Here is a 21,229-nt window from a genome sequence, read left to right on the forward strand (position 1 = left end):
CACCGCAAACCCGCCGCATAATCAAACCAACCAGATGCGCCAGATACTCTCTTAGATCAGGCCGCCAACTGGCCCAAAAACTCTGACGACGGACATCCGTCAACGATTTCCGAGGGGAAGCCGGTCCGGCCGCTGTTGGGGGCAGGAAGGACGACGTGGTCGCTTCGAGACCCTTCGAGCCATGGATCGTTTTGTAGCTGAGACGAAGTCGTGGGAAGCGGCGCCGGAGGCTCCGGATGTCCGGTTCCAGAAAGCGGTACGGGCCGAGGATGAGGACGCTTGTCTCATGCGTCCCGTCGCCCCGCCGCTCCGATACAGCCGCCAGACGAAAGCGCATCAGGTCGATTTCACCCTCCACGCGGCGCACGTGATCGACAACGACCTCGCCCGCACTGGTCAGTTTCATTCCGCGCGGCAAGCGGTCGAACAGTGGCATCCTGAGATCGCGTTCGAATTCCAATATCTGCCGGTTGACCGCGGCAGGCGCGATGTTAAGCACCTCTGCCGCCTTGCGGACCGATCCGTGCCGGGACACTGCCAAAACATAGCGGAACGGTCTGGACTGGCGCATCTGATCATCCCTCGGGTGTTGTGGTATCACGGCGCATTGGATCCGGAATCCATGGCCACCACAAGCATCACCGCCGTTTGCGGTCGCGCGGGCTGTCACCATTGCAGACCGCTCTGCCCCGCGACGCCGCCGAATACCGCCCCAAACTTCGCGGTTGCGACGCGAGGCGGCACCGACGGGCCCTTCCGCCGCAAGATGGTGCCGCGGCCAGGCTCTACTCCACCAATCTCGACCACGGCGATGGCGATGGCGCGTCCGGTTTGTCACCCCGTGGCGAGCCAGTCCAGCGCGCGGTCCAGCATGGCATCGCACAAGGACAGTTGGCTAAGCTCAATAAACTCATCGGCCTTGTGCCCCTGTTCCATCGACCCCGGTCCGCAGACATAGGTGGGAATGCCGTGCGCGGCAAAAACCCCCGCCTCGGTGCCGAAATCCACCTTGCTCGCCGGGAACCGCGCACCGAAACCAATCAGCAACGCAGCCATCGGGCTGTCCGCCGCGGCGTCCAGACCGGGATAGCGGTTGGTTTCCGCCAATGTGGCGTCCGCCGCCGCGAAGCTCTCCGAAAGCCGGCCAAGATGCGCCGCCAACTGGGCGTGAAACCGGTCCCGCAATTCATCCGGGTCGGTGGTGGCCAGATGCCGGATCTCGAAGGTCAGTTCGGCGCGGTCCGGCACGATGTTCAGCGCCGTTCCCGCACGCAAGATACCGGCATGAATCGTCGTATAGGGCACATCGAAGGCCGGATCCCGGGTCTCTTGCGATGCCAGCCTGTCTTGCTCGGCGCGCAGCAGGGCCAACGCATCGGCCGCCAGGTGCATGGCGTTCAGATGATGCGGCGCGCGGGCCGAATGCCCGGCGGTGCCGTGACAGGTAAGCCGGTGGGATACCTTGCCCTTGTGCCCGGTGACCAGCCGCATCTGGGTCGGCTCTCCGACAAGGCACAGGGCCGGAGGCGCGATGGTCGGCGCAAGGCTGGGCATCATCTCGAAAATACCGAGGCAGCCATCCTCTTCGTCGAAGGACAGCGCGAATTTCAGCGGTGCGGCCAGGCTGCTCCCCGCCGCACGCTCGGCCAGCGCAAGGGCGCAGGCGACAAAACCCTTCATGTCGGTGGTGCCCCGGCCATAGGCTCGCCCGTCCCGGCGTGTCAGGGTGAAGGGGTCGCCGGTCCACGCCTGCCCGTCGACCGGCACGACATCCAGATGCCCCGACAGCATCACCCCGCCCGGTCCGCCCGGCCCCATGCTGGCGAACAGACCGGCGCGGCCAGTGCGGTGGCTTTCCACCCGGTGACACCGCGCCCCCGCGCCGGTCAGGATTTTTTCGCAGTAGTCGGTGATGGCGATGTAGTCGGGCGCCGTGAAAACCGACGGGATCGCGACCAGCGCCTCAAGATGGTCCAGCGTCCGGGTCAACGGCTCATTCCGCACCGGCAAAGGGGATGCGGAATTCGCTTTGCCCGCTCAGCGTCACGATCTTTCCCTCGGCCACCATCGCATTAGGTTCGACAAAGGTGTAGCCAAGCACGCCCCCCGGGCCGATGACCGCGCTGCCCAGATAGATCGCGGCGCAATTCTGCGGGTCGTGTCCCGTGGGTGCCAGCGGCGTCTCGATACGGTGCGCGACAAGGTTTCCATCCACCAGCACCCGGTGTTCGCCGCAAGACACCACGGGGCATCCTGCACGCACGACAATCTCTCCGATTTCGGGTCGCGGCGGATACATGGCCTCGAAGGCGACATCGGCGACAAGCCCGGCAAGGCTGCCGACGGGGTGTATCGCGTTGTGCAGCACCTCTACGGCGGCTGCTCCGTCCGGTGCCACGCGCCGCGCGCTCCCCACATCGGGCCGGGCCGCGACCAGCGCACTGTTCAGCGCCGCCATGCCGGCGCCGGGGCCTAAAGCGATCATGCCCGCGTCGGCCGCAGGCAGCGGGTCAAGCACATCGTGCAGGGCCTCAAGGGCGGTGCGGCCCGCCCGCATCGCCGCCAGAACGGATTGGTTCAGCGCGCGCCCATCCGGCCCGGGGGTGTTCGGCAGGCGGTGCCCGGTCACCAGCCCGAGCCCCGGTTCGGCCGCCAGAAACATCGACAATGGCGCGGGGCGATCCGGCCCGCTGGATATGACGGCGGCGTAGGGCGCGGCGGCAATATGCGCCGGGGGCGGACCGCCGGTCGTCTCGCCGTCGATGAACAGGGTCGCGGTCCCGCCGCGCTGCGTGTCGGCCCGCCACAACCGCCCCTCGGCATCCAGCACCGCATAGGCCGCAAAACCGCCGATGGAGCCTGTCCCTGCCGCCTCGGCCACGTGCAGCGCGCGAAAGACGGCCAACCCGGCGCCCGGACCAAAGGCAGCGATGCCGATGGTCATGCGACCGCGTCCGGCATGCGGACATGGCACGCCACCTTGTGCCCGCCGCCGGTCGGCAGCAGGTCCGGCAGAACCTTGCGGCAGATGTCCTGCGCAAACGGGCAGCGGGTCTGGAAATGGCATCCCGGCGGCGGGTCGATGGGGCTCGGCACGTCGCCTTTTAGCACGATCCGCTCGCGGCGGCGCGCGGCAGGGTCCGCCACCGGCACCGCCGACAACAGCGCCCGCGTATAGGGGTGTTGCGGATCGCCGAAAATCCGACGTCGCGACCCGATTTCGACAATCCGCCCCAGATACATCACGGCGACCCGGTGGCTGACATGCTCGACGACGCTCATGTCGTGACTGATGAACAGCATCGACAGCCCCATTTCCTTTTGCAGCCGGATCAGAAGATTGATGACCGAGGCCTGAATCGACACGTCCAGTGCCGAGACCGGCTCATCCGCGACGATCAGCTCGGGTTCGACGATCAGGGCGCGCGCAATCGACAGGCGCTGGCGCTGGCCGCCAGAGAATTCATGCGGAAAGCGGCCCATCTGATCCGCGCGCAGCCCCACCTTTTCGAATATTTCGGCGACCCGGCGGGTCTTTTCCGCACCCGAAGCGATGCGGTGGATCGTCAGCGCCTCGCCCACGATGGCCCCGGCGCTCATGCGCGGGTTCAGCGACGAATAGGGATCCTGAAAGATTGTCTGGACCTTGCGCCACATCGGCGTCATGGCCCGGCGCGACAGGCCCGCGATGTTGACACCCCGCAAAAAGATCGCCCCGTCCGACGGGTGGTGAAGCTTCATGATCAGCTTGCCGACCGTCGACTTGCCACAGCCGCTTTCGCCGACCAGACCCAGCGTCTCGCCCGGACCGATGTCAAAACTGACACCGCCGACCGCCTGCAGCGTACCGGATTTGCGCAGCAATCCGCCGCCGACATCGAAGCTCTTTCTCAAATCGCGCACGCTCAGAATTGTGCCGGCGGTCATGATGTTGCCTCCATCGTCGGCGCCAGCCGGTCGGAATGCCAGCATGCCGCAGAATGGGCCCCCACCCTATCTGCGAAAGGCGGATCCTCGGCGAGGCACTTGTCGGTGCTCAACGCGCACCGGTCGGAAAACCGGCACCCGTTCGGCAGATCCGTCAGCGCGGGAACCACGCCGGGGATCTCGTTCAGCTGCGTCCCTCCGACCTCGCCCGCCGTGCCCAGCACCGGCAGGGCCGCCAAAAGGCCGCGCGTATAGGGGTGCCGGGGCCGCGCGAAGATATCCTCGACCCGGCCCTCCTCGACCTTGCGGCCCGCGTACATCACCACAACGCGATCGGCCATTTCGGCGACCACGCCCATGTCATGGGTGATCAGCATTATCGAGGCGCCGGTGGTCGCCCGCAGATCGCGCATCAGTTCGAGGATTTGCGCCTGAATAGTCACATCCAGCGCCGTCGTCGGCTCGTCCGCGATCAGCACGCGCGGCGAACAGGACATGGCGATGGCGATCATGATCCGCTGCAACATGCCCCCGGAAAACTGGTGCGGATATTCCCCAAGCCGCTTTTCCGGCGCGGGGATGGACACGCGCCGCATCATCTCGACCGCGTGTTTGCGCGCCTCGGCTTCGGACATGCCGGTGTGCTGGCGGATGCCCTCGGTCATCTGCCGCCCGATGCTCAGCACGGGGTTGAGCGATGTCATCGGCTCCTGAAAGATCATCGCGATCTCGTTGCCGCGCAGCTTTTGCAGCGCCTTTTCGTCCAGCCGGGTCAGATCGCGGCCGCCATAGGTAACCGAACCGCCGGCAATGCGCCCGGGGGGATCGGGGATAAGCCCCATGATCGACAGCGAGGTGACGCTCTTGCCGGACCCGCTTTCGCCGACGATCGCAAGAATCTCGCCCTCGTGCAGGGTGAACGACACCCCGTCGACGGCGCGGCCAACCCCGGCTTTAGTGCGGAATTCGGTACACAGGTCGCGCACCTCCAGCACCGGCGCGGGGCGTGTGGCAGGTTCATCGTTCGGCGCCTCGATGGATTTGGTCGCGCTCATACTGTCTGCCTCGGATCCAAAGCCTCGCGGATACCGTCCCCCAGCAGATTGAAGGCCAGCACGGTGATCATGATCGCCACGCCGGGATAAATCATGATCCACGGCGCCTGATTGAAGTAGTCCCGCCCCGCCGACAGCATCGCGCCCCATTCCGGGCTGGGTGGCTGCGCGCCCAGACCGAGAAAGCTCAACCCCGCCGCCGCAAGCACCGCCGACGAAACCCCAAGGGTCGCCACCACGATCAGCGGCGGAATGATGTTTGGCAACAGATGAAGGAAAATCAGCCGCAGATGGCCCGCGCCCTGCACATAGGCCGCATCGAAATAGGCCCGGTTGCGCTCGACCAGCGTCACCGAATAGGCTACGCGGGCGTAAAACGGGATGGCGGCGATGCCGACGGCGATCATGGCGTTTGACAGGCTGGGCCCCAGCACAGCCACCGCGGCAAGCGCGATAAGTGTCTCGGTAAAGGAAAAGACGACATCGACCAGCCGCATCAGGATGCGCTCGGTCCAGCCACCGGCATATCCGGCGACCAGCCCGGTCAATGTTCCCACCGTCAGCGATATGCCGACCGCGATGACGCCCACCTGAATGGTCAGCCGCGCGCCCCAGATCACCCGGCTGAAGATGTCGCGGCCGAATTCGTCCGTCCCGAAAGGGTACGCCATCTCGGGCGTCAGCAGCGACATGCCGGCGCCCATCTCGTCAGGCGGATAGGGCGCGATCCACGGCGCAAAGAAGGCGACAAGCACCAGCACGGTCACCAGAACCATCCCGACGCGCGCGCCCCGGTTGCTCATGGCGCTGCGCCAGAACCGGCCCATCCGGCGCAGCAGCACGGCCCAGCCCGAGGGTGCGACGCCGGCGGCGGGCGTATGGGCCGCGCCGGCAAGCGCAATGGCTTTCTCAAGTCGATTCTGCATGGCGCGCCCCTTCACCGGTTGCGGATGCGCGGATCGAGCCACGCATAAAGCAGGTCCATCAGCACCGAGACGAGCACGACGACGACCGCGAACATTAGGATAAACCCCTGGATCAAGGGATAGTCGCGCTGAAAGATCGCCTGAATGGCCATGCGACCGACGCCGTTCCACCCAAAGACGTTCTCGACCACGATGGCGCCGCCCATCATATAGGTGAACTGCAGGCCGATCATGGTGACGATGGGCACCAGCCCGGCGCGCAGCGCGTGACGGTACAGCACCAGTGCACGTGGCAACCCCTTGGCATAGGCGGTGCGAATGAATTCCTGATCGAACACGTCTATCATCGAAGACCGCGTCAGCCGTGCGATGATCGCCGCATTCGTGACGCCAAGCGTAACGGCCGGCAGCACCAGATTGGCCGCACCGCTGCCTGCGACCGGCAGCCATTGCAGATGCACCGCGAAATAGAACAGCAAGATCAGCCCGAGCCAGAAATGCGGCATGGACACGCCAAGGATGGCCGATGTCATCAGCAACGTGTCCAGCCACGTGCCCCGCCTGTAGGCCGCGACGAACCCGCAAACCAGCCCGATCGCGCAGGCGATGACCAGGGCGGACGTGGCCAGGATCAAGGTGTTGGGCAGCCGCGCCAGCAAAAGCTCCAGCACCGGCTGATCGCCGCGGATGGTCCGGCCCAGATCGCCCTGCAGCACGCGGCCCATATACTGGATGTACTGAACCATCAGCGGCTGATCCAGCCCAAGGCGCGCGCGCACCTCCTCCAGCTGTTCCGGCGTGGTGCCCTGCGACTGGGCGTACATGATCTGTACCGGATCGCCCGGAACCAGATGGATCAGCATCGAGACGGCGACGGTGGTCACAAGGATGGTAAGCAGGGCCGCGAAAAGACGTTGCGCAAGAAAGCTGGCCATGACTGCGTTCTCCGGTGCCGGTTGTCAGGAACGGGCGGCGCCGGTGGCGCCGCCCGCCGCATGGTTCAGTGATCTATGGCGTTGAACAGCGCGCGGTTGAACGGCCCGATCTTGAAGCCGGGCGCATCGGCCGACACCGCATACAGCCACGACCAGCCCGGGGTATAGATCGGCACCTGCCCGGCCTCTTCCAGCAGGATCTTGAATGCGGCATGAACGATTTCCTTTCGGGCATCGGGATCGACGGTGGTGCGCATATCCTCGAGGATCTTGTCCAGTTCCGGCGTCTGGAAGCCCTGATAGGCGCCGGGCGAATGCCACAGCAGATACAGCAGATCCGGATCGAACCAGGTCCAGCCCATCAGGTCCATATAGCCCGGTCCTTCGGCCTTGTTGTTTTCCTGGGTGTCGCGGGCATTCAGGGTGCCGATGTCCATCACCTCGATATTGGCGACGATGTTCACCTTCTTCAGCTGGTTCTGCAACATCTGCAGCATCCGTTCGCGGCTGTCGCCAGTCCAGGTGGCCAGCGTCACCTCCATCGGCTTGTCAGGCCCATAGCCCAGTTCGGCCAGCAGCGCCTTGGCCTTCTCGGGGTCGTAATCCTGATCGTACTGCTTGCAGAACTCGGGATCGTTGCCGAAGACTCCCTTGGAGATCGGGCAGTACTGTCGCTCGACGATATCGCCGTACACGACCTTGATGGCCAGGTCCTTGTCGATGGCATGGCTGACCGCCTGCCGCGCACGCTTGTCGTCGAAAGGCGGTCGGTTCACCGCGAACTGCAGGAACATGTTCTGGCCGGTGCCCTGCGCAACGTAAACCTCTACGCCCGGATCGTCCTGCAGCGATTTCACCTCCTGGATCGGTGGCACGATCACCTGCAACTCGCCGGTGCGCAACCCTGCCATGCGGGTCTGCGCTTCGGGCATCGTGCGCATGATCAGCCGGTCCGCCAGCGGCGGGCCGGGGTTGTCGATCGGCCGGCCGTAATTCACGTAATCGGGGTTCTTCTCCAGCACCACCTCGGCCCCCTTCGTCCACGAGGCGAATTTCCAAGGCCCGGTGCCGATGGCCGAACCAGTCCCGAAATCGTCGGCCGCCGCGTTGCTGTCGCACAGCATCGAGGTGAACTGATCCGCCATGAACGGAACGAAGGCCCCGAACGGCGTGGCAAGATGGAAGGCGACGGTCAGGTCATCGATCTTCTCGACCTCGCCTATGTCGCCCCAGCTCGATTTGGTCAGGCTCGGGTTGTCCTCGCCAAGGGCGCGTTCGGCGGTCCAGATCACATCATCGGCGTTGAACGGTGTGCCGTCGTGGCAAGTGATCCCTTCGTTCAGAACGAAGGTAACCAGCGTGCCGTCCTGTGCGATCTCCCAGCTTTTCGCCAGGTTCGGAACGGGCGCCCCGCTATCGTCGAATTCCAGCAGCGAATCGTAGATCTGATACCAGACCTGACGCGACAGCGTGGATGTCGCCCTGTGCGGATCGAGCGAGTCGATATCGCCGTCCCGGGCCCAGATGATGTCTCCTGCTATGGCCGGTCCGCCCGCGGCAATGGCCAAAGCCGCGGCCAAAGCGGTTTTCCCCCAGTATTTCATGGAATACTCCTCTGTCGGATGTCATGCCCGGCGCTTGAGCCCCGGTCAGGTTTGGTGCGGAATGTCTCAACTGACAGGTCTAACGCTGATAATTTAATTTCACTCTGTCAACCCACTAAAACTTGTGTTTCAATTCCCGGCAGAAGAAGGAACGTTGAATGTCCGAGAAACCGCCAAAAGATGCGCCGCCCCGCTCGATCGAGCGCAGAATCAAGGCAATCTATGAAAGCATCCCCGCCAGCGAACGGGTGCTGGCCGACCGGGTGCTGGAATATCCCAGCGATGTTCTGATGTGCTCGGCGACCGAGCTGGCAGAGCTTGCCGGGGCCTCGAAGGCGGCGGTCACGCGCTTTGTGAAACGGCTTGAATACAGCGACTTCCGCGAAATGCAGCGCGAAATTCGCCGGGCGCAATCCACCGGCGACCCGATTTTTCTGAACGCCGGGCGCAGCCAGCGCGAGGGCGGGTCGAACGCTCTGCTGGTTCATCTGGATCAGGATATGTCATGCCTGCGCCAGACGATCGAACAGCTTGACCAGGAAGTGCTGATCGCCATCGCCCGCCGCATCGTCTCGGCGCGGCGGGTCGCCTGTCTGGGCTATCGCAACAGCTATTTCTTCGCCGCCTACATGCGGCGTCAGATCATCCAGATCCGCCCGGACGCGATGATCCTTCCCCTGCCCGGCCAGACCCTGATGGAGGATCTCGGCCAGTTCGGCCCCGACGACCTGCTGATCGCCGTCGGCCTGCGCCGCCGGCCGCCCGAACTGGGCCGGGCCATGCAACTGATGCAGCAGGCCGGCGTTCCCATCGCCTATGTCACCGACCGGCGCGCCATCACCTCGACCAAATTCGCCAAATGGGTGGTGCCCTGCCAGGTGCGTGGCACCTCGTTATTCGATTCCTATGTCGGGGTGATCAGCGTGCTGAATTTCATTTGCACCCGCGCCGTCGTGCTGTCCGGCGCGACGGGCCGCAAACGCCTGAACGACCTTGAGGAGATGATCGAACTGCTGAGCGAACTCGACCCAAAGAACTGACCCCATTTCGCGACGGCGCCACCAGAACCGGAGATAGCCTTGAAGATCGACAGAATTGACATCTACCACGTCTCCATGCCCCTGCTCGCCCCCTGGAAGACCGCCTTCAGCGATGAGCATGCCATCGAAAGCATTCTGGTGCGGATGGAGAGTGATGGCACCGTCGGCTGGGGCGAGGCCGCGCCCTATTCCGTACCGCAGTTCTGCGCCGAATGGTGCCCCGCGGCCTTTCTGCTGATCCGCGATGTATTCGCCCCGCTGCTGATTGGGCGGGACATTGCATCGGGTGGGCAATTGCAAGGCTTGCTTGCTCCCTTCAAAGCCAATCAATTCGCCAAGGCGGCACTGGACACGGCGTGGTGGGATCTGCAGGCGCGCCGGGCGGGGCAGCCGCTGTGGCAGATGCTGGGCGGCAGCGCTCCGCTGATCGAAGTTGGCGCCGACATCCCCGTTCAGGACAGTATTGAGGCGCTGCTTGCCCGTGTCGCGGCGGCACAAGAGGCCGGTTTCACGCGGACCAAACTGAAATTCCGCCGCGATAGCGGGGTGGCTATGGTCGCCCGCGTGCGTGAGAGCTTTCCGGACATGCCCGTGCATATCGACTGCAACTGCGGCTTTACGCTGGACGACCTGCCCCTGTTTCGCGAACTCGATGCGCTTGGGCTGGTGATGATCGAACAGCCCCTTGCTGGCGACGACCTTGTTCATCACGCCCGGCTGCAAGGGCGGTTGACGACGCCCCTGTGCCTTGACGAAAGTATCACATCGCTCGAGCGCGCCCGAAAGGCGATCGAGATTGGCGCCTGCCGCTGGATGAATATCAAGCACGGCCGTGTCGGCGGCCTGACCAACGCGCTAGAGGTCTATCAAGTCTGCCGTGAAAGCGATGTGCCCTGTTGGATCGGCGGCATGCTTGAATCCAATATCGGGCAAGGCGCGTCCATAGCTCTCGCCACCCTATCGGGCCTGTCCTATGCCCCGGATATCTTCCCGGCCGGGCGACTGTATCACAGCGACCTTGCCACGCCCGATCTGGTGGGCGTGTCGCCTTCCAGCATCCGCGCCTCGAACTTGCCAGGTCACGGCTTTCAACCTGTGCCGGAAAAGCTGCAGGCGATGACGCTGCAATCGGCAGCTGCGACATAGCTCGTGCCAGCCCGGGATACGCATCCGCTAGAACGCCTCCAGTTCATTGCGTTTTTCCTCGCTCAGCCGTGGCATTCTGTTCTCCTTCTTCAAAGATTTCGCCATGAAAGAAAATCGGAACACCAAGCCGCACGCCAACTGTGCATTCGATGAACGCATATTCAGGTTCCCCGCTAAGCAGAAAAACCACCCTGTTCGGCTCAATAAAGTTCCCTGTTATTATCGGCAGGGAAATTCCCGATAACTCTTTGAAGAGTCTTGATGAATTTCTCTGATATTGGCGTCAGACAGCCGAAATACGCTGTTACTTTCCCTGTTTGTAGCGAATTTTGCAGAGACGAGATAGCTCCAGACTGCCTCCACAGCCAGTCACTTCTCTTGCTCGAGATGATGCAAGTAGCGCGGCGGATAGTGGTGCGTTGTCCGTGCATTGCACGGATCGCGCCGTGGCGCGGACCTCGGATTGCGTCGGGAACGGGTCCGTTTCCCAGTGCGACGGCAGCGCATGGCGCAGGCACCAATCCGACGCAAACCCGAGCGCCCGTTTGCAGTCGAAGACCTCGCGCACGATGTCCGGGGGCAGAAACACAAGGTCGATCATCCGCCGGACACGACGCTTTCAGATATTTTCAGCGCTTGCGATCTCGCCAAAGGTCCGGCCGGCCCGTTAGTGAAGCAGCATCCGGATGATTGTTAGTGCGTGCCGGCCTCTGGGCTGCCGGGATGATGGTTTTGGCGTGTCGGTAAGCGGATCGCCTTTCACGCATCGCCCGGCGCCCCCGTCACCGTCACCGTCACCGTCACCGTCGATTGGTCGTTGCGATGTGAACCACATCGCGCCTGAACTCATCGCTGTAACTTAACACTATTTCTTGTCTCCTTCATTGTGGGCATCCCAAGAGACCGGAACAAATCAGCACGAATCCACGGGGCACCTCAACATGACAGGCCCCATCGATTACCCTACAGCGACATAACCGGTGGTTCCTTTCAAACCGCCGGCTTCCGATGCTGCGTCGCCTGTTCATAGGCATAAGCGCACTGGATCAGACACGCCTCGCTCCATTGCCGACCGAGGAAGATCAATTCGAAGGGTGCGCCGGAGGCATAATAGCCCGCCGGAACCGTGACACCCGGAATTCCCGCGATATTCAACTCGCCCACCGTTGTCTCGAGGATCGCCTCTCCCGAGTACAGGCCCGGCAATTCGCAAAGCATCTGCGGATAGACCAGCCCATCCAGTTGATGGCGTTCGAAGACCTCCGCGATCAGCCTGAGATAGCGTCTCTTGAGAGCCGTGAATTCGGGCAACGCCGGTGGCGTCGCGGGGGACTTCACAGCCTCCAGAAAATCCGGGAGTTCGTTCAGAAAGCCAAGGATCGCCCCCTCGGCCAGCGGGTTTTCCTCCTTCGTGGCCGCGACGAACGCATCCCAGGTTGTGAGTGCCGCATCGGGGCCAAGCCGTTGCAGGTAGCACGTCATGTCATAGGGGATAGACTCGAGCCCGCGCCCGTCAAAGAAAGGCGTGCCCGGGGTAATCTGGCGAAGCGTGGCAAATTCGGTGTTGGCGAAAGGATCTTCTATCAGAAGCGCGCCCTGAGCCGCGAGCTCTTTCTTGGCACGTTCGTACAAAGCGGCAGTCTCTTCCGACAGCGCATCCTTACGCCACCCCGGCCCGTAGACCCCCAGGCGCTTGCCTCGCAGCCCCTGTGCAGACAATCCAACCGCGTACCCGCCCTCTGGAATCTTGTCGACCGATGCCAGCGTTTTCGGGTCTTCCGTCGTGAACCCGGCGAGCACGTCAAGACAAAGCGCAGCATCGGTGACGTTTCGGGCAATCGGGCCAACGACGTCGCGGCTCCCCGAAAGCGGCACAACCCCCGCGTTTGGAACGAGACCGATGGTCGGCTTGATGCCGACAAGCCCCTGCGCCGACGCGGGGTTCTGGATGGATCCCCCCGTCTCCTCGGCAAGACCTACCACGCACATATGGGTGGCGACGGCGGCCGCTGTCCCCGCGCTCGACCCCCCCGGAGCACGGTCTTCGATGGCAGGATTGAGTGTCGGGCCGGCCCAGCTGTCATTTGCATGGGTCCCCGTCCAGCTGAGGATCGGGACGTTGGTCTTGCCGAGGATCACCGCATCCGCGGCGCGCATCCGCGCGACAACCGGGCTGTCCCGTTCGGGAAAAAGATCAATCCCGCCCGTTTTCGAGCAGAGCAACCGCCACCCCGCCGTGGTGGGAAAACCGACCATATCCATCGGATCCTTGACGACGACAGGTACCCCGGCCAGCGGGCCAAGCGGTTGGCCCGCGACGCGCCTGCGATCAATCTCGCGTGCCGTTTCCAGAGCCTGATCATTCTCGAAAATGATCGCGTTGTACTTGCCATTGAGTTTATGAATCTGGGCTATGCAGGCTTTTGTCAAAGCTTCGGTCGTAAACTCTCCGTTCGCAAACCCCTCTTGGATTCTTCCAATGGTCAACGTTCGCAAATCCGGCAAGGGATCTTGATTCTCGGGTGACTCGGTGGGCGCTGAAGTCATCGAATACTCCTGGTCTGGCGAAAAATCCGGCCGAAAGCAGGCGGAAACGGAAAACTCGGCACACGCGAGCAAACCTCGGGCTTGACCTGCCCTTCCCGCGTCACTTGGCGATTCCGATGATGGATTTGAGCACGGAGGCGCCCACTGAATATTTCGGGTCGACCATATTTCCCAGCCGGACACGGCCGCATTGGGTCAGCAGCATGTATGCGTCGATTTCCTCAAATCCGAAATCAGACGCCATCCAACGGATTAGCTCGCGGTAGGCACCTCGTGCCGCATCTTCCATAGGTCTGGCGGATCCGACCGTCATGTAAAAGGACTCGTTTTCGAGGCGCGGGCCGCGAATGGTCCAGTTCTTGATCAGATCGATACGGACCGTCGTCACCGTCGGGTGCTCGACCGCTACACCGCACAGCTCGCCGTCGCCCTGTGCCGCGTGGCAATCGCCGAGGAAGAGGTAGCCACCCTCGGTATTCACCGGCAGATAGACCACCGCACCGGGGGCCACGTCGGGAAGGTCCATGTTGCCCCCATAGTAATCGGGCACCAAAGACGAAATCGCCTCGGCCTCGGGCGCGGTTCCGATCGTGCCGATGAAGGGCTCGTACGGCAGGCTTATCTTGTCATTCCACTTCACGCCCGTTTCGACATCGACTTCGAGCTTTCGAACCCGCTCAGGCAAGGGCTGCGTCAGCATCGCGGTGTCGAACGTGGGCACTAGCCCGCCGAACTCGGGCATGATCGTCGTGGTCCCCCGCGGCTGCGGCCCGCGCGGAACGATGCTTTCGATATAGACAGCGATCGTATCGCCCTTCTCGGCACCGTTGACATAGATCGGGCCGTTCTGGGGATTCAGAAAGGGGAAATTCAGGATTTCGGAAGGCGAATCCGTCTCCTTCTGAATCTTGCCTTCGAAGGCATCATGCGTTTCGGCACTCACGACCGTACCGGGGTCGACGTACAAAATGGGGTCGATCCCCGCCGAGTAGATGTAGGGATAGTCGCCCTGCTCCGCCTCTGTCAGGCTGCGAGTATCCACACTCTGGCCTTTCGCCACCCCCTTGCGGGCCATAATCGACTCTTCAAACCAGCTCATAGCTTTTCCTTTCGCATTGGATTTGTCCTGCTTTGAAACATCACGGGATCAGACCGACAGGTATCGGCGGATGATGTCGCGGTCCTGAAGCATGTCCTTGTCGAGCTCGGCAACGATGCTGCCCTTGTCCATGACGTAACAGCGCTGCGCCATTGCTCGGATCATGTCGATGTTCTGCTCAACGAACACGACCGTCACGCCGGTCTTGCGGTTCAGTTCGACCGTGATCCGCGCAATGTCTTGCACAATGTTGGGCTGAATACCTTCGGAAGGCTCGTCGAGCAGGATCATCGAAGGCGTCCCCATCAGAACCCGTCCGATCGCAAGCTGTTGCTGCTGGCCGCCCGACATCGTTCCCGCTCGCTGATCCGCGCGTTCCTTCAGGATCGGAAAATAGTGAAAAATTTCGTCAACCTTGCCCTCGGTCGCCTGTCCGGCGATGGATTCCCCGACAAGCAGGTTCTCGAGCACGCTCATGCGCGGAAAGACATCCCGGCCCTGGGGTACATAGCCGATCCCGCGGCGCGCGCGCTGATGCGCAGCCAACAGATCAATCGACGCGCCGCGCAGGTTGATCGAGCCGCGATCGGTCGGCAACAGCCCGATCAGCGTTTTCATCAGGGTCGATTTCCCGACCCCGTTGCGCCCGATCACGGCGACGATCTCACCTTCGCGAACCTGGAAGTCCACGCCTTGCAAAACCGGCTTGCCCCCATACCCCGCGTGCAAGCTGATGACATCAAGAATGACATCCTTACGCATCGACTTCTCCAAGATAGATTGCGGCCACGTCTTCATTGGCGACGATCTCGTCGATCGTGCCTTGGGCGAATATCTTTCCGAAATGCAGAACAGTGACCTGATGTGCGATCTGGCGCACGAAGGCCATGTCATGCTCGACCGCGAGCAAGGTCATCCCTTCGCGATTGAGCTCCTGAAGCATCTCGCCCGTGGCGAAGGTTTCGTCCGGGGTCATCCCCGCAGTCGGTTCATCCAGAAGCAGGAGCTTTGGCTTGAGCGCGATCGCCATGCCGATTTCCAACCACTGTTTCTGACCATGGCTCAGATTGCCCGCGAGCTGTTTCTGATCGTCGGCGAGTTTCAGGAACTCAAGCAGTTGGTCGATCTCTTCGGCGAGCAGCTCGGGATCGACATGGTACTGCAGGGCGATCGTCAGGTTCTGGCGGACGCTCAGTTCCTTGAAAATGCCGGGAACCTGAAACTTGACGCTGATGCCTTTGCGGATGCGTTCAAACGGCTTGGCCCGGGTGATGTCGTGCCCGTCGTAGAGGATATCTCCGCTGTCGGGCAGATGCTCTCCGAGGATCAATTTGAAGAACGTGCTCTTTCCCGCCCCGTTCGGACCGATCAGGCAATGCATTTCCCCCGGATTCAGTGCGAAATCCACGTTTCCGGTCACATGCAGCCCACCGAAATGCTTGTTGAGCTTGTGCGTTTCCAAAAGTGGCATCATCGAACCTCCTCCGCTTTGGATTTCCGCCGATCGGACATCTTCGAAACGAACTCTACCAACGCCGTCACGATGCCCTTTGGCGCGATCAGCACAGTGATGACGAGCAGAAGCCCCATCGCCACGAGGGCGTATTGGCTGCCGTGAATGGTGAGCGACTGAAAGACGATCAGAACAAGAAACGTGCCGACGAGCGTTGTCGTCAGGTCGCTACGCCCGCCGACGGCCACCCAGACGATCGGGAGCGAAGCGGCAGTCATCCCCATCGAAGCCGGGGTGATATAGTTGCCCCAAGAGGTGTAAAGAACGCCCGACAACCCCGCGAGTGCGGAACCGATTACAAAGGCGCCCAACTGGTACTTGCGCACGTCATATCCCAGCATTTCCGCGCGCAAGGGGTTCTCGCGGATCGCGACAAGCACGTTTCCAAAGCGCGAATTCACCAACATCCGCAGCCCCAGATAGACGATCACCAGCAAGGCGAGTGTCAGGTAGTAAAGTGTTATATCCGGGTAGAGCACGATATTGCCCCCCGGCCAGGGAATGGTCAGAGACGGCATCGCCCCCATGCCATTGAACCCGTTCAGACGCGCCTTGCCGATCACCCATTCCGGCCCGGCGGTCTGCGCCATGAACCGCTCGAGCACAAGCGTCACAGACAGCGACACGATCCCGAGGAAGACACCGTTGATGCGTCCGAAAAACAGGAAGTACCCGAGTACGGCGGCAAAGAGCGCACTTATGGCAACCGCCATCACAAGCGAGAACAGCGTGAGCCCGTAGGCATCACCAAGATTGATCGTCAACACGCCGTAGCTATAGCCCGCTATACCGAAAAACGCGGTCTGGCCGAAACTGAGAGAGCCCCCATAGCCCCAGATCAGGCTGAGCCCCAGAGCCATGAAAAGCCAATTGAAGAAGTAGACGTTGTTGCCGACGTCATAGCTGTCCGCGAAGGCCGGATAGGAACAGGCCGCAAGCAATACCACAGCAAAGCCGGACCAGAACTTCGGGCCGTTTCCTAATGTCTGCGGCCCTTCGACCAGTTTGAGAAATGAGGTGAAACGGGATGCGCGGGACACGTCAGGCCCTCTCTTTCAGGATTTTGCCGCTGATACCGCGCGGCAGGATGCGGATAACGATGATGACGGCGACGAGCAGGCCAATCTGACCCGCAAACTGACCCTTCCACGAGGTGAGGGCAGCCTTGATCAAGCCGAGGACGACAGCCGCCGGCGCGGTTCCGAGAAATATATCCGCGCCGCCGACCACGACCGTCACAAAGGCCTCGACCATGAAGGACGCCCCCATGGTCGGCACCAGCGTCATGGTCGGGGCATAGAGGCCGCCCGCAAGCCCGGCGAGGGCTGCGCCAAGTCCGAATGTCAGGCTGTAGATGAGGTTGGTATTGACCCCGAGCGCCTCGGCGACATGCGGAACCTGGATCGTCGCACGGGCCAGGATGCCGAAACGGGTCTTGGTGAACATCAGCCACAGGGCCGCCAGCGTCACCACAGCCATCACCATCAGGACAACGCGGTAGATCGAATAGGAATAGGCCCCTACGGAAAAGCTGCCGAACGGCGTGCCGCTACCGGCCATCGTCGTTCCAAGGACGATCAGCGTGCCCTGCGTCACGATCATCGAGATACCCCAGGTCGCCACGATCGTATCGAGCGGGCGTGCATAGAGAGGCCGGATCACGGCCAGTTCGACGATCATGCCGGCGATGCCTGCGGCTATTGATCCGGCCGCGATCGCCAGCGGCAGGGGAAGCCCCATATGAGCCGCGCTGGTGGAAACATATGCACCACAGAGGATGAACTCGCCATGTGCGAGATTGATCACCCCCATCATGCCGAAGATCACCGCAAGCCCGCAGGAACTGAGAACGAGAAATGCGAAGGCGTCGCCGAACTGATACAGAAAACTGAAGATCGAATAGAGAAACTCCATGGACCGTCCCTTTCTTGGTGGCCGTCTTGCCGGAGGGAAACCTTCGGACCGGAGGCCGGAGGCGGAGGCAGACCCGCCGCATCCGGCCGTTTCAGATCATTTCGCCGGCGGCGGGCTCGACGGGGTGTACTGCGCGCTCGGATCTTCCATCGTCAGATCGCATCCGGCTTCGCCCAGCCAATAGGGCTGAATGCTCTCCCAGACCTTCGGGAACGCGATCGAGTGATCTTCGGTCACCTGTGCCAGGTAGATGGTGTGCGATGTGTGCTGGCTTTTCGGATCGATGCACATTTCGCCTTCGGGCGCATCAAAACAGATGTCTCCCTCCGCGATGACGCCACGGATGGCCTCGAGCTCGGTCGATTTCGCGCGTTCGACCATCAGCTTGTACAGGTAGACAGCGGCGTAGGAGTTTTCGGCCTCTTGGTTGATGTAAGGCTCGTCCGGGAATTTGGCGTGCCATTTCTCGACGAACGCCTTGCTTTCGGGGGTATCGACTTCCTCGATGTAGTTTACCGTCGCGTACATGTTCGCGAGGCTCGGCGGCGTGAACCGCTTGTGTTCATAGCCCTGGCCGACATTCACCGAAGACGCCATCGGCAATGCCAGGTTCGCAGCGCCCGCCTGTTCGTAGTAGGATGATTGCGCTGTCCCGACGAGCAGGGTCACGACAAAATCCGGTTTCGCTGCCTGAATGTTCTGGATCGTCTGCGAGAATTGCGACACGCCAAGCGGGATGAATTCCTCGCCCACCATCTCACCGCCGTTTTCATCGACAATCTGGCGTACCCACTCGGCCGAGATCTGGCCAAAGTTGTAGTCCGCGGCGATCGTGTAGACCTTTTTGCCGTAGGTCTCCATCATGTAAGGCAGCAAGGTCGAGAACTGCTGTTCGGGAACCGCGCCGGTGACGATCATGTTGGCGTCGCAAACACCGCCTTCATACTGGTTGTTGTAGAATGCCAGACCATCGAACTGGTTCACGATCGGGCGATAAGCCTCGCGCGAGGCCGAAGAGAAGCCAGCAAAGACCACGTCCACCTTGTCACGCTGCAGGACGCGCCGCATGAATTCCTGATAGCGGGTATTGTCCGATTGGGTGTCATAGGCGATGATCTCGATCGGGCGCCCGTCGATACCGCCAGCGGCGTTGATTTCTTCGACTGCAAGCTCGATCCCGTGGACCTTGCCGATGGTGGCCAGCGCGAAATCACCCGACTGGTCTTCAAGAACACCGAGTTTGATCGGCTCCTGCGCCTGTGCCGCGAACGGCCCGGCGATAGACAATAGGGTAGCGAGCGCCGAAGTGGCGCTGATTAATTTCATCTTCATTTTCGAATCCTTGTTGCGTGTTTTGGGTGTTTTGACCGCTAGTGGGCTCGACACCTCTTTGGGGTTGCGTTGCGATTTTCATCGCCCTCCGACGCTGTCTGCATCAAGATCCAGCAATGGTCCTCGATGCTGACACGAGCCCGCATGCTTTCTTTTCGCAAAAAGTCATACGCGGCATCTTCGTTGAGCCCGCGATGCCGCATCAGCATCGCCACGGCCTTGATAACATGAATTCTTTTTCTGCGCCGTTCCATGAGGCCAGCGACAGACGCGTTCAGCGCTTCCACGCGATTGAACTCGTTCACGGCGAGATAAAGCGCCGAAAAAACTGATCCTGCGTAGATCGGCTTGGGCAGGAACGCGAGCGCACCAAGCTGCATCATCGCTTTCAGGCGGCTGGGAGCCTCTGTTCCCACAAGTCCAATTGTCGGGCAAGGCGGCATCCCAACCGGTAAGTCGTAGCATTCCGGCCAGTTCACCGGCAGGATCTGGTCGCCGTCGATGAGCACCACATCCTGATGAGGTCGCAAATCCGACGGCAGTTCGAGCATCTTTCCCGGTTCGCTTGCAAAGACTTCAGGCAACAGCCCCAGACGGCGCAAAGTACTGTCGAGGATCTCCAGAGACCGGCCTGCGGAGGAAAAGATCACCACCCGGCGGCCTTTGAAGTTCTGGACGAGGCGCGGTGTTTTCATGAAACGGCCCTCAGCATTGAGCGCCGGAGCGCGGGTTCGTAGGTCATCGTCGAGGACACGAGATAAGGATCCGGCTTCACCGGCTCCGATGCTTCAAACAGCAGGTCGAATTCATAGTCAGAACGCGACAGCCCGATACGCGGCGTCAATGATGCATGCAGCGTGTCGGGATCAATCGTGACCTTCCCCTGCGGCGCGTCGAATTCCTGCCCGGCAACGGCCTGGCACACGGCTTGCACATCCGCCGTACCCGCCTTCGCAACGGATTTTGCGAGCATGTGAATTGCGACATAGGCTGCTTCTGCCTCTGCCGACGCGACGGGGCCTTCCGGAAACTCGGCTTGATAGGCACGGACGAAACGCGCATTCCTCGCGCCCGGCAGGGACGAGAAGTAAACGCTTGAGCTGATCTGCCCGTCCGCTCCGTCCGCTCCGATAGCGCGGAGTTCCGGCTCGGAAAGGTTGCAGCTCGCCACCGGATATTGCGCGACCTGATCGATACCCTTTTCGCGACAGGCGTTGCGAAAAGCGCGAAAGAAGGAATAAGAGGACTCGCCTATCAATGCGTTGAAAACGAAATTGGGGCGCGTTTCCAGGATTTCTTCGATAATATCATTCAGATCAGTTTCGCCCACGGGCACATAGCGTTCGGCCAAAACCTCGCCGCCTCTTTTCTGCAGGCCCTCACGCAAGACGCGGTTGCTTTCCCAGCCCCAGATGTAGTTCGAGCCGATGCAAAACGCGCGCTGCCCGAAACGGGTAAACAGATAGTCGATGAGTGGTGATATGTGGTGGTTCGGTGCAGCGCCGGTATAGATCACATTGGTCGTGCTTTCGAAGCCTTCATAGTGGGTGGGATACCAAAGAAGAGCATCCCGTTTTTCGATAAGCGGGATCACTTCCTTGCGGCTCGATGAAGTATAGCAACCGCAAATATGGCGAATGCCCTTGTCGAGCATGGTCTGCACCGCCGGCCCGTAGTTGCCAAGATTGCTTTGCGGATCGATATGGAGCGGCTTGAGCATCACCGAAGCGTTCGGGTCGGCATTGATCTCTTTGCAGGCAAGTTTGGCGCCGTTCAGCAACGTGTGCGCAACGGTTCCGTAGGATCCGGTATTCGAAAACAGCAATCCAAGCGGGACATCGATACGCGTCATCTTTTGCCTTCCAAACGACAAAAGCCCCAAAGCAAGAACTGCTTTTGGGGCTCATTTGCCGATATATTTAAGTCATTGCGAATGCGCCAACAGGAGCTCATTTGCTCGGCGCGTGAACTCGACGCTATGCAGGCGTCTGAAGGCTGTCAACACCGGGGGCATCCCCGCAGGCGCGCGCAGGCGATATCGATGATTTCGCACCAGATTGCGTCATCCATACACCCTGATGAGCATTTTTTGTGCGCGGCAAAGATGAATCACCGGAAAATCAGGGAAGGCTGGATCGATGCGGGCAACGCCCTGCCCTCGCGATATGAATGAAGTCGAGCACAGGCACCG

General features: G+C 61.5%; 19 protein-coding genes. 2 read left to right on the plus strand and 17 right to left on the minus strand.

Features of this window, described 5'->3' with window-relative positions:
- The 8 genes from GGR17_RS18615 to GGR17_RS18650 all read right to left on the minus strand — a co-directional run.
- On the minus strand, window positions 1-571 hold a 571-nt coding region (locus GGR17_RS18615; protein ID WP_183314811.1), incomplete at its 3' end, for a LysR family transcriptional regulator.
- A gap of 263 nt (window positions 572-834) precedes the next feature.
- Window positions 835-1,989: an acetylornithine deacetylase gene (gene argE, locus GGR17_RS18620; protein WP_054539062.1), complete on the minus strand. Its 1,155-nt coding sequence runs from the start codon at window positions 1,987-1,989 to the stop codon at window positions 835-837.
- A 4-nt stretch (window positions 1,990-1,993) separates the two neighbouring features.
- Complete coding sequence (locus tag GGR17_RS18625) at window positions 1,994-2,944, minus strand: DUF6963 family protein (protein WP_054539063.1); 951 nt, start codon at window positions 2,942-2,944, stop codon at window positions 1,994-1,996.
- The gene (locus GGR17_RS18630; RefSeq protein ID WP_054539064.1) at window positions 2,941-3,927 is read right to left on the minus strand and encodes an ABC transporter ATP-binding protein; all 987 of its coding nucleotides are present in this window, start codon (window positions 3,925-3,927) and stop codon (window positions 2,941-2,943) included. The genes GGR17_RS18625 and GGR17_RS18630 overlap by 4 nt, the downstream gene beginning before the upstream one ends.
- On the minus strand, window positions 3,924-4,982 hold the full coding sequence (locus GGR17_RS18635) for an ABC transporter ATP-binding protein (RefSeq protein ID WP_054539065.1): 1,059 nt from the start codon (window positions 4,980-4,982) through the stop codon (window positions 3,924-3,926). The genes GGR17_RS18630 and GGR17_RS18635 overlap by 4 nt, the downstream gene beginning before the upstream one ends.
- The gene (locus GGR17_RS18640; RefSeq protein ID WP_235974542.1) at window positions 4,979-5,908 is read right to left on the minus strand and encodes an ABC transporter permease; all 930 of its coding nucleotides are present in this window, start codon (window positions 5,906-5,908) and stop codon (window positions 4,979-4,981) included. The genes GGR17_RS18635 and GGR17_RS18640 overlap by 4 nt, the downstream gene beginning before the upstream one ends.
- Window positions 5,909-5,919: 11 nt before the next feature.
- Window positions 5,920-6,843, minus strand: a complete 924-nt coding sequence (locus GGR17_RS18645; RefSeq protein ID WP_054539066.1) for an ABC transporter permease — start codon at window positions 6,841-6,843, stop codon at window positions 5,920-5,922.
- Between the two features lie 65 nt (window positions 6,844-6,908).
- On the minus strand, window positions 6,909-8,447 hold the full coding sequence (locus tag GGR17_RS18650) for an ABC transporter substrate-binding protein (RefSeq protein ID WP_054539067.1): 1,539 nt from the start codon (window positions 8,445-8,447) through the stop codon (window positions 6,909-6,911).
- A gap of 158 nt (window positions 8,448-8,605) precedes the next feature.
- Between GGR17_RS18650 and GGR17_RS18655 the strand changes: the two genes are divergently transcribed.
- Together GGR17_RS18655 and menC are read left to right on the plus strand one after the other, a co-directional pair.
- Window positions 8,606-9,487: a MurR/RpiR family transcriptional regulator gene (locus GGR17_RS18655; RefSeq protein ID WP_054539068.1), complete on the plus strand. Its 882-nt coding sequence runs from the start codon at window positions 8,606-8,608 to the stop codon at window positions 9,485-9,487.
- Between the two features lie 39 nt (window positions 9,488-9,526).
- Entirely contained in the window at window positions 9,527-10,633 is a 1,107-nt protein-coding gene (menC, locus tag GGR17_RS18660; RefSeq protein WP_054539069.1) for an o-succinylbenzoate synthase, read from the plus strand.
- 990 nt (window positions 10,634-11,623) lie between these two features.
- Here the strand turns inward: menC and GGR17_RS18665 are convergent.
- The 9 genes from GGR17_RS18665 to GGR17_RS18705 form a co-directional block, all read right to left on the minus strand.
- The gene (locus tag GGR17_RS18665; protein ID WP_054539070.1) at window positions 11,624-13,180 is read right to left on the minus strand and encodes an amidase; all 1,557 of its coding nucleotides are present in this window, start codon (window positions 13,178-13,180) and stop codon (window positions 11,624-11,626) included.
- Between the two features lie 100 nt (window positions 13,181-13,280).
- Window positions 13,281-14,279 (minus strand): acetamidase/formamidase family protein, encoded by a 999-nt coding sequence (locus GGR17_RS18670; RefSeq protein ID WP_037210358.1) that lies wholly within the window; start codon window positions 14,277-14,279, stop codon window positions 13,281-13,283.
- Window positions 14,280-14,327: 48 nt separating this feature from the next.
- Entirely contained in the window at window positions 14,328-15,077 is a 750-nt protein-coding gene (locus GGR17_RS18675) for an ABC transporter ATP-binding protein (protein WP_235974543.1), read from the minus strand.
- Window positions 15,034-15,750, minus strand: coding sequence for an ABC transporter ATP-binding protein (locus GGR17_RS18680; protein ID WP_037210384.1), 717 nt, complete (start codon window positions 15,748-15,750; stop codon window positions 15,034-15,036). The genes GGR17_RS18675 and GGR17_RS18680 overlap by 44 nt, the downstream gene beginning before the upstream one ends.
- Window positions 15,750-16,832 (minus strand): branched-chain amino acid ABC transporter permease, encoded by a 1,083-nt coding sequence (locus GGR17_RS18685; RefSeq protein ID WP_054539072.1) that lies wholly within the window; start codon window positions 16,830-16,832, stop codon window positions 15,750-15,752. Before GGR17_RS18685 ends, GGR17_RS18680 begins: the two co-directional genes overlap by 1 nt.
- Before the next feature lies 1 nt (window position 16,833).
- Entirely contained in the window at window positions 16,834-17,706 is an 873-nt protein-coding gene (locus tag GGR17_RS18690; RefSeq protein WP_054539073.1) for an ABC transporter permease subunit, read from the minus strand.
- 96 nt (window positions 17,707-17,802) lie between these two features.
- Entirely contained in the window at window positions 17,803-19,038 is a 1,236-nt protein-coding gene (locus tag GGR17_RS18695; RefSeq protein ID WP_054539074.1) for an urea ABC transporter substrate-binding protein, read from the minus strand.
- Between the two features lie 38 nt (window positions 19,039-19,076).
- Complete coding sequence (locus GGR17_RS18700; protein ID WP_054539075.1) at window positions 19,077-19,733, minus strand: ANTAR domain-containing response regulator; 657 nt, start codon at window positions 19,731-19,733, stop codon at window positions 19,077-19,079.
- On the minus strand, window positions 19,730-20,890 hold the full coding sequence (locus tag GGR17_RS18705; protein ID WP_054539076.1) for a transporter substrate-binding domain-containing protein: 1,161 nt from the start codon (window positions 20,888-20,890) through the stop codon (window positions 19,730-19,732). The genes GGR17_RS18700 and GGR17_RS18705 overlap by 4 nt, the downstream gene beginning before the upstream one ends.
- Window positions 20,891-21,229 lie beyond the last annotated feature (339 nt).

This window comes from Actibacterium naphthalenivorans, assembly GCF_014196965.1.
GTDB classification, from domain to species: Bacteria; Pseudomonadota; Alphaproteobacteria; order Rhodobacterales; family Rhodobacteraceae; genus Actibacterium_A; species Actibacterium_A naphthalenivorans.